The 14,007-nt window shown below is 71.5% G+C and carries 14 protein-coding genes; 11 read left to right on the top strand and 3 right to left on the bottom strand.

All coding sequences use genetic code 11. The features are described 5' to 3' along the window. The first annotated feature begins 16 nt into the window (after positions 1-16). Positions 17-556 (top strand): GNAT family N-acetyltransferase, encoded by a 540-nt coding sequence (locus ACV7NM_RS27715; protein ID WP_463412818.1) that lies wholly within the window; start codon positions 17-19, stop codon positions 554-556. A gap of 97 nt (positions 557-653) precedes the next feature. On the opposite strand, the gene ACV7NM_RS27720 is transcribed toward ACV7NM_RS27715, so the two are convergent. Beyond that, a complete protein-coding gene (locus tag ACV7NM_RS27720; protein ID WP_463412819.1) occupies positions 654-1,337 on the bottom strand; it encodes a glycerophosphodiester phosphodiesterase in 684 nt (227 codons plus the stop codon). Positions 1,338-1,682: 345 nt separating this feature from the next. On the opposite strand from ACV7NM_RS27720, the gene ACV7NM_RS27725 reads away from it, so the two are divergent. The 5 genes from ACV7NM_RS27725 to ACV7NM_RS27745 all read left to right on the top strand — a co-directional run bounded on the left by ACV7NM_RS27725 (position 1,683) and on the right by ACV7NM_RS27745 (position 6,890). Beyond that, positions 1,683-2,822: an LLM class flavin-dependent oxidoreductase gene (locus ACV7NM_RS27725; RefSeq protein ID WP_463412820.1), complete on the top strand. Its 1,140-nt coding sequence runs from the start codon at positions 1,683-1,685 to the stop codon at positions 2,820-2,822. A gap of 154 nt (positions 2,823-2,976) precedes the next feature. Then, complete coding sequence (locus ACV7NM_RS27730) at positions 2,977-4,383, top strand: DUF6421 family protein (RefSeq protein ID WP_463412821.1); 1,407 nt, start codon at positions 2,977-2,979, stop codon at positions 4,381-4,383. Positions 4,384-4,409: 26 nt separating this feature from the next. Then, positions 4,410-5,171 carry an SDR family NAD(P)-dependent oxidoreductase gene (locus ACV7NM_RS27735; RefSeq protein WP_463412822.1) on the top strand — a complete coding sequence of 254 codons (762 nt, stop codon included), beginning with the start codon at positions 4,410-4,412 and terminating at the stop codon, positions 5,169-5,171. Then, entirely contained in the window at positions 5,168-6,244 is a 1,077-nt protein-coding gene (locus tag ACV7NM_RS27740; RefSeq protein ID WP_463412823.1) for a threonine aldolase family protein, read from the top strand. Before ACV7NM_RS27735 ends, ACV7NM_RS27740 begins: the two co-directional genes overlap by 4 nt. Positions 6,245-6,287: 43 nt before the next feature. Next, on the top strand, positions 6,288-6,890 hold the full coding sequence (locus ACV7NM_RS27745; RefSeq protein WP_463412824.1) for a transglutaminase-like domain-containing protein: 603 nt from the start codon (positions 6,288-6,290) through the stop codon (positions 6,888-6,890). 431 nt (positions 6,891-7,321) lie between these two features. On the opposite strand, the gene ACV7NM_RS27750 is transcribed toward ACV7NM_RS27745, so the two are convergent. Further along, complete coding sequence (locus tag ACV7NM_RS27750) at positions 7,322-8,044, bottom strand: lysophospholipid acyltransferase family protein (RefSeq protein ID WP_463412825.1); 723 nt, start codon at positions 8,042-8,044, stop codon at positions 7,322-7,324. A gap of 222 nt (positions 8,045-8,266) precedes the next feature. Here ACV7NM_RS27750 and ACV7NM_RS27755 point away from each other — a divergent pair, with 222 nt between their 5' ends. The 5 genes from ACV7NM_RS27755 (at position 8,267) to ACV7NM_RS27775 (ending at position 12,926) form a co-directional block, all read left to right on the top strand. Further along, positions 8,267-8,593, top strand: a complete 327-nt coding sequence (locus ACV7NM_RS27755) for a TlpA family protein disulfide reductase (RefSeq protein WP_463412826.1) — start codon at positions 8,267-8,269, stop codon at positions 8,591-8,593. Positions 8,594-8,870: 277 nt separating this feature from the next. Next, positions 8,871-9,407: a flavin reductase family protein gene (locus tag ACV7NM_RS27760; RefSeq protein ID WP_463412827.1), complete on the top strand. Its 537-nt coding sequence runs from the start codon at positions 8,871-8,873 to the stop codon at positions 9,405-9,407. Positions 9,408-9,609: 202 nt separating this feature from the next. Then, positions 9,610-10,395, top strand: coding sequence for an electron transfer flavoprotein subunit beta/FixA family protein (locus tag ACV7NM_RS27765; protein ID WP_136211381.1), 786 nt, complete (start codon positions 9,610-9,612; stop codon positions 10,393-10,395). A gap of 95 nt (positions 10,396-10,490) precedes the next feature. Continuing rightward, positions 10,491-11,453: an electron transfer flavoprotein subunit alpha/FixB family protein gene (locus tag ACV7NM_RS27770; RefSeq protein WP_463412828.1), complete on the top strand. Its 963-nt coding sequence runs from the start codon at positions 10,491-10,493 to the stop codon at positions 11,451-11,453. 174 nt (positions 11,454-11,627) lie between these two features. Continuing rightward, positions 11,628-12,926: a DUF6986 family protein gene (locus ACV7NM_RS27775; RefSeq protein ID WP_463412829.1), complete on the top strand. Its 1,299-nt coding sequence runs from the start codon at positions 11,628-11,630 to the stop codon at positions 12,924-12,926. 32 nt (positions 12,927-12,958) lie between these two features. Here ACV7NM_RS27775 and ACV7NM_RS27780 read toward each other — a convergent pair whose 3' ends face one another. Next, on the bottom strand, positions 12,959-13,996 hold the full coding sequence (locus ACV7NM_RS27780) for a LacI family DNA-binding transcriptional regulator (protein ID WP_463412830.1): 1,038 nt from the start codon (positions 13,994-13,996) through the stop codon (positions 12,959-12,961). Positions 13,997-14,007 lie beyond the last annotated feature (11 nt).

Here is a 14,007-nt window from a genome sequence, read left to right on the forward strand (position 1 = left end):
ATGAACGGAGTCGTCGATGTCGACCGCCCACCCCGCCGCCCTGAGCTTCCGGCCCGCCGTCGACACGGACGTACCGGACCTGGTGGCGCTCGTCGAGTCGGCCTACCGCGGTGACGCCAGCCGGGCCGGCTGGACCACGGAGGCGGATGTCCTCGACGGTCAGCGCACCGACCCGGACGGCGTCCGCCAGATCATCGGGGCCGCCGACGGCGTACTGCTCGTCGTCGAGCGCGCGGGGGAACTCGTCGCCTGCTGCCAGCTCGAACTCCGGGGCGACCACGCCTACTTCGGCATGTTCGCCGTGCGCCCCGGGCTCCAGGGCGGCGGCCTCGGCAAGGAGGTCCTCGCCGAGGCCGAGCGGCGAGCCCGCGAGCAGTGGGGCGCCAAGGAGATGCGGATGACGGTGGTCAACGTACGGGAGGAGCTCATCGCCTACTACGAGCGCCGCGGCTACCGGCGCACCGGCGAGCTGAGCCCCTTCCCGTACGGCGACGAGCGCTTCGGCATCCCGCTCCGCGGCGACCTGGCCTTCGAGCTGTTGATCAAGTCGCTGTAACCCCGCTGACCCGGCACACCGCGTACCGCCTGGGCGGAGGTCCCGGCGGTGGAGGTCCCGGGGGTGGGGGTCCCGGGGGTGGACGCCCGGGGCCGGCTCAGGCGGTGAAGCGGCCCGTGCTGCGGATCTCCGGGAACCCGGTGAGCGCCCCGTCCAGTTCGAGAGCCCGCGCCAGCCGCAACTGGTCCAGGGAGTCCACCGTCCAGCCGGTCACCCGCAGCCCGGCCGCGTGCGCCGCCTCCACCGTCTCCAGCGTGATCCGGCGCAGCCGCAGGGCGATCGTCCGGGCGTGCGCGGCGAGCGCCCGCTCCACGACATCGGTGCCGTGGGGATCGGCGTACAGGATGGTGCGCAGGCCCGGCGCCCGCCGCGCCGCCCCGGCGAGGACCGCCTCCTGGTGTGAGGCCACCTCCACGCGGGCGCTCAGGTCGCGGCGCAGGACCAGTTCCGTGAGCACCGCCGCGGCGGCCTCGTCCCGCACCGATACCTGGAGCGGAACGCGCACCGCCTCCAGCACCTCGTCGAGGACCGGTACGCGTTCGCCGTGGCCGGCGTCCAGCTCGCGCAACTCGGCCAGGGTCAGTTCGGCGACGGCGCCCACGCCGTCGGTCGTGCGGTCGACCTCGTCGTCGTGGAGGACGGCGAGCGCGCCGTCCTTGCTCAGGCGCACGTCCAGCGCGATGGCGTCCATACCGCAGCCTTCCGCGCGGACGAAGGACCGCAGGGTGTTCTCCGGTTCGACACCCATGACCCCGCGGTGACCGATGGTGAGGAAAGTCAAGGTTCTCTCGCTTCCGTCGACGGCGGCTCCCGCGCGGTCGCGGTGTCCCGACCGGCCGCGCGCGGTGAGGTCGCATGCTAGTGCGCCGCGGACGGGATGGGACCGCCCGTGCGGCGCCCCGGAAGGGCCGACCGGCCGCTTCCCGTCAGGGCCGCGCGTCCCGTCGAGCCGGTGCGCCGTCACCCGCGGGTGGGCGCGTCTCCCACGCGTTGACGGCCACGCCCGCCGGCCTCGACGGACGCGGTCGGTCCCGGGTCTTGCTTCCTCTGCTTATGACTACTAGTCATATTCCTATTCGAAGCACTTCCTGACTCGGGACGCGTCGCACGCGGCCCTGGAGGCAACGTGAAATTCTCCGTGATCTTCGAAGCCCAGCTGGCCGACCCGACCGTGGAGCGGGAGCACCAGGTGATCCGGGACTGCGTCGAGCAGGCGGTCCTCGCCGAACGCGTGGGGTTCGACCGGATCTGGGCGGTCGAGCACCACGCGCTCAAGTGGTACGCGCACCTCTCCAGCCCGGAGATCTTTCTCACCTGGGTCGCGGCGCGGACCAGCACCATCCGCATCGGCCACGGCGTCGTCTGCATGCCCTTCCGTTTCAACCACCCGGTGCGGGTGGCCGAACGGGCCGCGATGCTCGACCTGCTCTCCGGCGGGCGACTCGACCTGGGCGCCGGTCGCGGCGGCACCACGCAGGAGACCTCGCTGTTCGGTGTCGACAAGGAACGGACCACCGCCGAGGTCGAGGAGGCGCTGCGGATCATCGGGCGGGCCTGGCAGGAGGAGGAGTTGGAGTACCACGGAGAGTTGATGGACATCGGCCCGCATCCGATCCTCCCCCGGCCGGTCCAGACGCCGCACCCGCCGCTGTTCCTGGCGTGCAGCCGGGCCGAGACGCTGGAGCAGGCCGCGGAGCTGGGCGTGGGCGCCCTGGTCATGGGTTTCGCCGGGCCCGACTCGATCGCGGGGATGCGGGCCGTCTACGACGCCGCGATCGCCCGGCGGGACGGTGGCCGCTTCGTGTCGACCGTGGTGAACGACCACTTCGCCGTGCTCTGCCCGACCATCGTGCTCGACGACCCGCGGGAGGCCCGCCGTGTCGGCATCCGCGGCCAGCGGTTCTTCGCCCAGTCCATCGGCCACTGGTACGGCGGGGCGGGCGTCCCCGACGAGGCGGTGGTGCCCGGCGCCGACGAGGCGGCGGGCATGCGCGAGGCGGCCGAACAGGTGGTGGCCCGACTGCACGAACAGGAGATCCCCGTGCGCCCCACGTCGACGGCCACCTTCAACGCCGACCACGCCTACGGGAGCGCGGACGAGGCCATCGCCTACGTCGAACGGCTCCGCGCGGCCGGGGCCGACGAGGTGATGTGCCTCATACAGATGGGCACGGTGCCCCAGGAGGCCTGTCTGGAGACCTTGCGGCAGTGGGGGGACAAGGTGATCCCCCACTTCGCGAACGCGGAGGCCCGCAAGGCGGGATGAGGGGGCGGGTGCGAGCGTCTCCCCACCGGAGGACGGGAAGAATTCCCGTGGAGTGGGGGGTAACGCAGGATATTTTCCCGAGTCTCCTCTTGAACAGGAGAGCCTCACGCGCTTACGCTGCTCTGACGTGAGGTTCTCCTGTGGAGGAAGTGACATGACGGAAACTCTTGTGCCGGGCACCGGTGGCGCCGTGATAACCGCCGGGACGCGGGTGGTCGACCACCCGGCGTGGCCCGAGCTCAAGGCCGCCGTGGAGGAGATCCGCCCCTGGCAGGCCCCCGACGGTTCGATCGACTTCGACGCGGACGGCGCCCCCGACCGGGCCGACGCCGCCGCCGCCGTCGAGCGGGTGGTCGCGGCCGTGGAGACCCTGTCGCCGCTGCTCCCGCACGCCACCGCCTACCACCGTGCGCTCGCCGCGGACCTGCGCAAGTGGGCCGAGGCCGGATTCCCCGTGCCGGACTTCCTGGACTCCCTGCTGGCCTTCCAGCCGGCCGCCGAGCGCGCCGATGGGCTCCAGCACCTCGTGGTCTTCCCGATGTACACGCAGAACGGGAACCCGGACCGCAATCTCGAGGCCGTCGTCTTGAAGATGGTGTGGCCCGAGTGGCTCTCCGAGCTGGAGCGCACCCGGTACGACAACCCGCTCTTCCTCGGCATCACCTTCGAGGACTTCACCCCCGGTTACGACACCCACTCCGCGGTGCTCTTCCCCGAGACCATCGCGGTCCGCGAGGCCCCCGAGCGGTTCACCTGGGGCGGCATCTTCTGCGACCGCGAGGCCGCCCGCTACCGCAAGGTCACCGCGGCCGCCGTCGACATCCTGGGCGTCGAGTTGCCCGAGGACATCGCCCGGATGGTCGAGGACCAGGAACGCTGCGAGAAGGCCTTCGTGCTGTGGGACATGGTCCACGACCGCACGCACAGCCACGGCGACCTGCCGTTCGACCCCTTCATGATCAAGCAGCGCCAGCCGTTCTGGATGTACGGCCTGGAAGAGCTGCGCTGCGACCTCACCGCCTTCAAGGAGGCCGTGAAGCTGGAGTCCGAGGGCAACGAGCACGGGCGCGACGTGCAGTACGCCGTCCTCTTCGACCGCATGTTCCGCTTCCCTGTCTCCGGCGACCGCAACCGGAACTACGACGGCCTCGGCGGGCAGCTGCTCTTCGCCTACCTGCACAAGCACGACGTCGTGCGGTGGACGGACAACACGCTCAAGATCGACTGGATGCGCGCTCCGCAGGTCACCAACCAGCTCTGCGCCGAGATCGAGGACCTCTATCGGGCCGGCATCGACCGCCCGAAGCTCGTCCACTGGTTCAAGGCGTACGAGCTCGTCTCCACCTACCTCGCACCCCACCCGGGCTCCAAGTGGGCCAAGGGCCCCGACGCCCTCGACCTGACGCAGCCGCCGCGCAAGCTCGTGGACGACGTGCTTCCGGACGAGTTTCCGCTGAGCATGTTCTATGAGGCGCTCGCCAAGAAGCTCAAGGGAGTGATCGCCTCCACGAAGGGCATCACTGCTGTGAACGCTGACGACGCGCAGCGAGTGGCCGCGTGACCACTCGCCCTCAGGAGGCTGCACGGATGAACGGCTCGGGGAACGACAACGCGACGCTCCAGGGAGCGGTGGTCGCGGTGGCCGGCGCGGGCGGGCCCGCAGGGCGCGCCGCCCTGCTCCGCCTCGCCGAGGCGGGCGCGACCGTCGTCGCGTCGGACGCCGACCCGGCGCGTCTGGCCGAGGCCGTGGACGCGGCCCGGTACGCGCACGGCGGCGCCACCGTCATCGGTGACACCGTCGACCTGCTCGACCTGGCCGCCACCAAGGCCTGGGCCGAGCGGATCGAGAAGGACTTCGGTCGCGTCGACGGCCTGGTCCACCTCGTCGGCGGCTGGCGCGGGAGCACCTCGTTCACCGAGACGGACCTCGCGGACTGGGACTTCCTGGAGAAGCTGCTGATCCGCACCGTCGCGCACACTTCGATCGCGTTCCACGACGGCCTGCTCCGCAGCGACCGCGGCCGCTACGTCCTGATCAGCCAGTCGGGTGCCCACAAGCCGGTCGCCAACAACGCCGCCTACAACGCGGGCAAGGCGGCCGCCGAGGCCTGGACGCTGGCCATGGCGGACTCCTACCGCAAGGCGGGGGGCGAGGACGGCCCGCAGGCCGCGGCTGCGATCCTGGTCATCAAGGCATTGGTGCACGACGCCATGCGCGCGGAGCGCCCCAATGCGAAGTTCGCGGGCTTCACGGACGTCAAGGAGTTGGCCGAGGCCATCGCCGGCGTGTGGGACCGGCCCGCCTCCGATGTGAACGGACAGCGTCTGTGGCTCACTCCCAGGCCGTGAGAACCGCGAGCGGGACGACCGACGCGCGCCGCCACCACGACCCGGCGGTGCGCGGGTTCGCCAGCGACAACTACGCGGGGGTGCATCCGGAGATCCTGGAGGCCGTCGCGCTGGCCAACGGAGGTCACCAGGTCTCCTACGGCGACGACGAGTACACCGAGTACCTGCAGAAGATCTTCCGCAGCCACTTCGGCCCGTACGCGCAGGCCTTCCCCGTCTTCAACGGCACCGGCGCCAACGTCACCGCCCTCCAGGCGATGACAGACCGCTGGGGCGCCGTGGTGTGCGCCGAGTCGGCGCACATCAACGTGGACGAGGGCGGGGCGCCCGAGCGGATGGCCGGTCTGAAGCTCCTCACCGTCCCCACGCCCGACGGCAAGCTCACCCCTGAGCTCATCGACCGACAGGCGTGGGGCTGGGAGGACGAGCACCGTGCCATGCCGCAGGTCGTCTCGATCACCCAGAACACCGAACTCGGCACGGTCTACACGGTCGAGGAGATCCGGGCGATCTGCGAGCACGCGCACTCCCTGGGCATGAAGGTCCACCTCGACGGCGCCCGGATAGCCAACGCCGCGGCCTCGCTCGACGTGCCCATGCGCGCCTTCACCAACGCGGTCGGTGTGGACGTGCTCTCGTACGGCGGCACCAAGAACGGCATGATGGCCGGCGAGGCCGTGGTCGTGCTGAACCCCGACGCCGTGCGACAGATGAAGCACATCCGCAAGATGTCGATGCAGTTGGCGTCGAAGATGCGGTTCGTGTCGGTGCAGCTCGAAGCGCTGCTCGCGAAGGACCTGTGGCTGCGCAACGCCCGCCACGCCAACGCGATGGCGCAGCGGCTCGCGGCCGGCGTCCGGGAGACGGACGGCGTCAGAATCCTCTACCCGGTGCAGGCGAACGCGGTGTTCGCGCGGCTGCCGCACGAGGTGTCGCGGCGCCTGCAGGAGCGGTACCGGTTCTACTTCTGGGACGAGATCGCCGGCGACGTCCGTTGGATGTGCAGCTTCGACACGCAGGAAGAGGATGTCGACGGCTTCCTCCAGGCGTTGAAGGAAGAGCTCGCCCGATAACTCGATAGTCATGCATCTTTATGCATAGGTATGCTCCTGGATCATGGAACTGATCCAGGAGCATCCTGACGTTCGCGCGTACTTGGCCGCCGACGAGGCGATCGACCACGGGCATCCCCTCGTCCAAGAGACCGCAGACGCCCTGTGGACCGCCACCGCCGGCGACGCGTACGCCTACGCCGAGGCGGCGTTCGAGTTCGTCCGCGACACCATCCCGCACTCCGGCGACTCCGGGGACACGCGCGTCGCCTGGCGCGCCTCGGACGTACTGGGCACGCGCAATGGCATCTGCCACGCCAAGTCCCACGCCCTCGTCGCCCTGTTGCGCGCCAAGGGCGTTCCCGCCGCACTGTGCTACCAGCGCCTCACGGAGGACGACGGCTCCCAGCCCCTCCTCCACGGGCTCGTCGCCCTCCGGTTGCCCGGCGGCGACCGTTGGTCCCGGCTGGACCCGCGCGGCAACAAGCAGGGCGTGGACGCCCGGTTCGACCTCGACCGGGAACGACTCGCCTTCCCCGTCCGCCCCGAACTCGGCGAGGTGGACTACCCGACCCTGCACGCCGCCCCGCACCCGGGCACGCTCACGGCGCTCCGGGAGTCCGCGGACCGCCCGCAGCTGTGGCGGAGGCTCCCGACGGCCCTGTGACCACCCCGCCCCCGCCGCCAGGTGACCCGGGGTGCCAGGGAACCGGCGGGCGCGCCCACCGCGAAGACCGTCGTCGATTGCGGCGGGACCGGCGATGGGCCTGCCGGCGGCCGGCCCGGCAGCAGCGCCGACGCCGCCAGGGCGGCCGTGAACCCGGCCGACGCGCCCGCGTGGAAGAGTGGGGGCCGGCGAGCGGGGGGGCAGGACGTGCGGCGCCGGCCAGGCGGTCGGCACGAACGTCCCGTCCGCGGGCGCTCCCCGTCCGCTCCAGGGCCGGCGGTACCACGGCCATCCCCGTGCCCTCGGAGGCGAACCGCGCGGTGAGCGCCGCCCCGGGGTACCGCCCGAACCTCCGTACCGTAGAGCCCGCTTGGGGCGCTACGACGTGCGGGTGTACACCGAGGGGATCGCGCTCCGGCCGGCCGGAGCGCTCAGCCCGCTTCCTTGACCTGGGCCGGGGTCGGGGCGGTGCCGCCGAGGTGCGCCGGCAGCCACCAGGAGTCCTCGGGGCCCTTCGGCTTGGCCGGGTACGCGCGCTGGGCGGCGTCCAGCAGTTCCTGCACCCGCTCGCGCAGGCGCCGCGTGATGGCCCCGGCGTACTGGTCGGTCGGCGCCTCCAGCGGCTCGCCCACCCGCATCGTCACCGGGATGTGGCTGCGCTTGAGGTCCTTGGGGCGGCCCTTGGTCCACAGCCGCTGGGTGCCCCACAGGGCGACGGGGATCAGCGGGACCCCGGCCTCCTGCGCCATCCGGGCCGCGCCCGACTTGAAGCTCTTGAGCGTGAAGGACTGGGAGATGGTCGCCTCGGGGAACACCCCGATGATCTCACCGGAGCGCAGGGAGTCCAGCGCGTGCTGGTACGCCGTCTCACCTTGGGCGCGGTCCACCGGGATGTGCTTCATCGCGCGCATCAGCGGGCCGGACACCTTGTGCCGGAACACCGACTCCTTCGCCATGAACCGCACCAGCCGCTTCTGCGGGCGGGCGGCCAGACCGGCGAAGATGAAGTCGAGGTAGCCGATGTGGTTGGACACGAGGACCGCCCCGCCCTTGCGCGGGATGTTCTCCGTCCCCTTCATGTCGATACGGATGTCCAGCGCGCGGAAGAGCGTGTGCGCTGCGCCGATGACGGGAGGGTAGACGAGTTCAGCCATGCTGGGGAGACCCCTCTTTCTGCCTGGGGAGGTGCTCCCGGCTGGAAGTTACGGAAGCGTAGGTACGCGACCATGGGATGGTGCCCCACGTACCGGCCGATGAGCCAGTCCTGACGCGTGTGCCCGGGGAGATTCTCGTCACGCCGGGAATGCGGCGCACCCACGGGGCGCTCGGATCAGCGTACGACCGGAGCGGCAGCAGCGGTACGGAAGGGAGTCGGGGTGCGCGGGCACGGGGACGGAGCACGACTGGGCGCGGCCGAACTGGGCGCGGAACCGGGGGAGCGGGCCACTTTGGTCCAGTTCTCCAGCGCGTTTTGCCGGCCCTGCGCGGCGACCCGGCGGATCCTGGCCGATGTCGCCTCCATGGTGGACGGCGTCGCGCACGTGGAAGTGGACGCCGAGCTGAACCTGGCACTCGTACGCGCCCTCGGCATCGAGAAGACGCCCACCGTGCTGGTGCTGGACGCGAGCGGGCGGATCGTCCGACGGGCTGCCGGGATGCCCCGGAAGGCCGACGTGATCGCCGCCCTGGGAGCCGTCGTATGACGAGCCGCCGCATGAGGGCGGTGCGGGCGGCGGGGTCCGTACGCGCCGGTGCGCGCGCCCGTACACGGCGTGACGCGCCCGACATCTGGCCGGTGCGGCTTGACTGTGTACACGAGAGATCGCCAGGCTGACGGCATGAGGTATGAACTCCTGCTTTACGGACGGGTCGACGTGGACCTCGTCCGCTACGCGAGCGCGCGCTGTTGGGATCACTGAACGCCCCCGACCCCCGATCCCCGACCGTGCCCGCGCCCCGCGCGGCAGAAGGAAGCCCCTCATGACGGCCCCGACGGCTCCGTCCCCCCGTTTCGTCACCGGTACGACCGGATCGCCCGACCTCCTGCGCTCGGTCTTCCGCCAGCACGCCGCGGGAGTCGCGGTCATCACCGCCACCACGAGCGGCGGTGCCCCGGTGGGGTTCACCGCGACGTCCCTGAACTCCGTCTCCGCCGACCCGCCGATGCTCTCCTTCACGATCGGCACCGGCTCCTCCAGCTGGCCCGCGATACGCGACTGCGACCACCTCGGCGTGCACATACTCGCCGAGCAGCAGCGGGAGCTGGCGGACCTGTTCGCACGCAGCGGCGCGGACCGCTTCGGGCCGGACACCGACTGGGCCGAGGGCCCGAACGGGGTGCCGGTCCTGTCCGGGGTGTTGGCGTGGCTGGTGTGCCGGGTGGTGGCCCGGGTGCCCGCCGGCGCCCACCGGGTGATCATCGCCGAGCTGGTGTCCGGCGACCCCTCGGTGCACCCCGGCGGCGGAGGCCGTCCGCTCCTCTACCACCAGGGGCGCTTCAACGCGTTGCGGGACTGAATCGTCCCTGCTGGGGTGGGTTCGGGTGGCGTTGGCCAGATCACAGTTCGACGACCTTGCCACCGGGGAAGACCCACTGTGTACTGACGAGTAACATTCCCGTCGGGGCGCGGGTCGCCCCGATCGGGATCCGCCCGACAAGGCGCCTATGCTGCCTGCACAAGGCGGTATCAGAAAAAGACGATGCGGTAGGAGAGTCGGCGTGAGCCTGAGGATCGTTGTCTGTGTGAAGTACGTACCCGACGCCACCGGCGACCGGCACTTCGCCGATGACCTGACCGTCGACCGCGACGACGTCGACGGTCTGCTGTCGGAACTCGACGAGTACGCGGTCGAGCAGGCGCTCCAGATCGCCGACGAGGCGGACGAGGCGGAGATCACCGTCCTGACCGTCGGTCCCGAGGACGCCAAGGACGCGCTGCGCAAGGCGCTCTCCATGGGCGCCGACAAGGCCATCCACGTCGAGGACGACGACCTCCACGGCTCCGACGTCATGGGCACCTCGCTCGTGCTGGCCAAGGCCATCGAGAAGGCCGGCTACGACCTGGTCATCACCGGCATGGCCTCCACCGACGGCACCATGGGCGTGCTGCCCGCGATCCTCGCCGAGCGTCTGGGCGTCCCGCAGGTCACCCTCCTCTCCGAGGTCAAGGTCGAGGACGGCACCGTGACCGGCCGCCGCGACGGCGACACCGCGAGCGAGCAGCTCCAGGCGTCCCTGCCGGCGCTCGTCTCGGTGACCGACCAGTCGGGCGAGGCCCGCTACCCGTCCTTCAAGGGCATCATGGCGGCCAAGAAGAAGCCGGTGGAGTCCTGGGACCTGGAGGAGCTGGAGATCGAGGCCGACGAGGTCGGCCTGGAGGGCTCCTGGACCGCGGTCGACTCCGCCGCGCAGCGACCGGCCCGCACCGCCGGCACGATCGTCAAGGACGAGGGCGAGGGCGGCAAGCAGCTGGCCGAGTTCCTGGCCGGCCAGAAGTTCATCTAAGGCCGCAGCCTGGCCGGTCGCAAGCTCACCCGAGAGCTTCGGCCGACACCCTCTCGATCGCCCCCTGACTACTTCGCATTCGCAGGAGCACTCCCATGGCTGAAGTCCTCGTCTACGTCGACCACGTGGACGGCGCCGTCCGCAAGCCCACCCTCGAACTGCTGACCCTGGCCCGCCGCATCGGCGAGCCCGTCGCGGTCGCCCTCGGCGCCGGTGCCGAGAACACCGCCGCCGCGCTCGCCGAGCACGGCGCCGTCAAGGTCCTCACCGCCGACGCCCCCGAGTTCGCCGAGTACCTCGTCGTACCGAAGGTGGACGCGCTCCAGGCCGCGTACGAGGCCGTGTCCCCGGCCGCCGTGCTCGTCCCGTCCTCCGCCGAGGGCAAGGAGATCGCGGCGCGCCTCGCGGTCCGCATCGGCTCCGGCATCATCACCGACGCCATCGACCTGGAGGCGGGTGACGAGGGTCCGGTCGCGACGCAGTCCGCGTTCGCCGCGTCCTTCACCACCAAGTCCCGCGTCTCCAAGGGCACCCCGGTCATCACCGTCAAGCCGAACTCGGCTCCGGTCGAGGCCGCCCCGGCCGCCGGTGCCGTCGAGGCGCTCGCCGTCACCTTCGGCGCCCTGGCCACCGGTACCAAGGTCGTCTCCCGCACCCCGCGCGAGTCCACCGGCCGCCCGGAGCTGACCGAGGCCGCGATCGTGGTCTCGGGTGGCCGTGGCGTCAACGGCGCCGAGAACTTCCACCTCATCGAGGACCTCGCGGACTCCCTCGGTGCGGCGGTCGGCGCCTCGCGCGCCGCCGTCGACGCCGGCTGGTACCCGCACACCAACCAGGTCGGCCAGACCGGCAAGTCGGTTTCCCCGCAGCTGTACATCGCCTCCGGCATCTCGGGCGCGATCCAGCACCGGGCCGGCATGCAGACCTCGAAGACCATCGTGGCCATCAACAAGGACGCCGAGGCCCCGATCTTCGACCTGGTCGACTACGGCGTGGTCGGCGACCTCTTCACGGTCGTCCCGCAGCTGACCCAGGAGATCCAGGCGCGCAAGGGCTGACCTGCGCTTCTCCTCTTCGCCGAACGTGTTCGGGGCCGTGTGGTGTTTCTCACCGCACGGCCCCGACTCGTTTGCCCACAGCGGCGGAGGGACCATTGACTGAGCGGAACCCCATGGCTAAATTCTGCTATGCGGATCTAAGCTTCCGTAAAGCGGAAAATAGGAGAGTGCACGATGGGTCAGCAGGAGAAGGTGGCGACGAGCCTCGCAGGCGCGGTCAGCGAGGGCATCAGCGCCTCCCTCGCCCCGGTGGACGCGGAACTCGCGCGGCACTACCCGGGCGACCCCGGGACCCGTCAGCCCATCCACACCGTCTACGTGCCCGGTGACGTCTTCGCCGCTGACACGATCCGCTCCTGGGGCGACCAGGCCCTCGCCGCCCTCGACGAGCACGCCCCGGAGGCCGCCACCTTCGCCAAGGTGCTCGGCATCTCCGACGAACTGGCCGTGCCCGTCTACGAGCGCGTACGCGCCAAGCTCGCCTCCGAACCCATCGAGGACCTCCGCGTCGACTTCGAGGACGGCTTCGGCGTGCGCTCCGACGAGGAGGAGGACCAGGCCGCCGCCCGCGCCGCCCGCCTCGTGTCCGAAGCCTTCGCCAACGGCACCAACGCCCCGTACATGGGCATCCGCATGAAGTGCATGGAGTCCAACGTCCGCGACCGGGGCATCCGCACCACGGACGTGTTCCTGTCCGGGCTCCTGGAGCGCGGCGACCTGCCCGAGGGCCTGGTCCTGACCCTCCCGAAGGTCACCTACGCCGAGCAGGTCTCCGCCTTCGTCGAACTGCTGGAAGCCTTCGAGTGCACCCGCGGACTGCGTCCGGGCCGGATCGGCTTCGAGATCCAGATCGAGACCAGCCAGTCGATCCTCGCCTCCGACGGCACCGCCACGGTGGCCCGGATGATCGAGGCCGCCAGGGGCCGCGCCACCGGCCTGCACTACGGCACCTTCGACTACAGCGCCTGCGTCGGCGTATCCGCCGCCTACCAGTCGAGCGACCACCCCGCCGCCGACCACGCCAAGGCGATCATGCAGGTCGCCGCCGCGGGAACGGGCGTACGGGTCTCCGACGGCTCGACGAACGTCCTGCCGATCGGTACCACCGAGCACGTCCACGAGGCCTGGAAGCTGCACTACGGGCTGACCCGGCGCGCCCTGGCCCGGGCCTACTACCAGGGCTGGGACATGCACCCGGGCCACCTGCCGACCCGCTACGCGGCCGTCTACACCTTCTACCGCGAGGGCCTCGAAGCGGCGGCCGCCCGCCTGAAGGCGTACGTCGCCAAGATCGAGGGCGACGTCATGGACGAGCCCGCCACCGCCAAGGCCCTGGCCGGCTATCTGGTCCGCGGCCTCGACTGCGGAGCCGTCGGCACCGAGGAGGTCACGGCCCTGACCGGGCTCACCCGCGCCGAGCTCGACGCCTTCGCGATCCCGCGCCGCTCCGCGACGCTCAAGTCGACCGGCTGAGCCGAGGCGCCGGCCTGGAAGCCCCGGCGGTTTCAGACCGCCGGGGGCAGTTCGCCCGAGCCGCGCCGGACCAGACGGGTGGGGAGCTCGATGCGCGCCGGCGGGAGGTCCGCGCCCCCCAGACGCTGGAAGAGGCGGTCCGTCGCGACCCGCCCCAGGGCCGCCGCGTCCTGGGCGACCACCGTCACGCCGGGGCGCAGCAGGTCGGCCAGCTCGAAGTCGTCGAAGCCGACGAGGGCGACGGGACGCGGTTCGGCGGTCAGGACCCGTACCACCGTGACCGTCACCCGGTTGTTGCCCGCGAACAGGGCGGTGACCGGCTCCCGGTCCGTCAACATCAGGCGGGCGGCGGCCGTGACCGGGGCGGGGGCGGTGCGGCCCAGGGCCACCCAGGACTCGTCCACCGGCAGACCGGCGGCGGCCATGGCCGCGCGGTAGCCCCGCAGGCGCTCCGTCGCCGTGTGGATGCGGGGGTGGTCGCCGATGAAGCCGATCCGGCGGTGCCCCGCGGCTATCAGGTGCGCCACGCCGTCCCGGGCACCGCCGAAGTTGTCCGACAGGACCACGTCCGCGTCGATCCGGCCCGCCGGGCGGTCCACGAACACGGTGGCCACGCCCGCCCGGATCTCCGGCTCCAGGTAGCGGTGGTCGTCCCCGGCCGGAATCACGATCAGCCCGTCCACCCGGCGGGCGCACAGGGCGAGGGCCAACTCCCGCTCCCGGTCGGGGTCTTCGGCGCTTGAACCGTTGACGAGCAGCGCGCCGTGGGCGCGGGCCACTTCCTCCACGGCCCGGTTCAGCGGCCCGTAGAAGGGGTCGGCGAGGTCCTCCAGGACCAGGCCCACGGTGGCGGTGCGGCCCTTGCGCAGCACGCGCGCGCTGTCGTTGCGGCGGAACCCCAGGGCGTCGATGGCCTCTTGAACCCGCCGCTCGGTGTCGGGCGTGACGCCCGGCTCGCCGTTGACCACCCGCGAGACCGTCTTGAGGCCCACGCCCGCCTGGGCGGCCACGTCCTTCATGGTCGGTCGGTTGCCGTAACGGTGCACGGCGGGGCGGCGGGTGTGGGGCACGGGACCTCCGG

Source organism: Streptomyces sp. Tek67B01 (assembly GCF_055231995.1).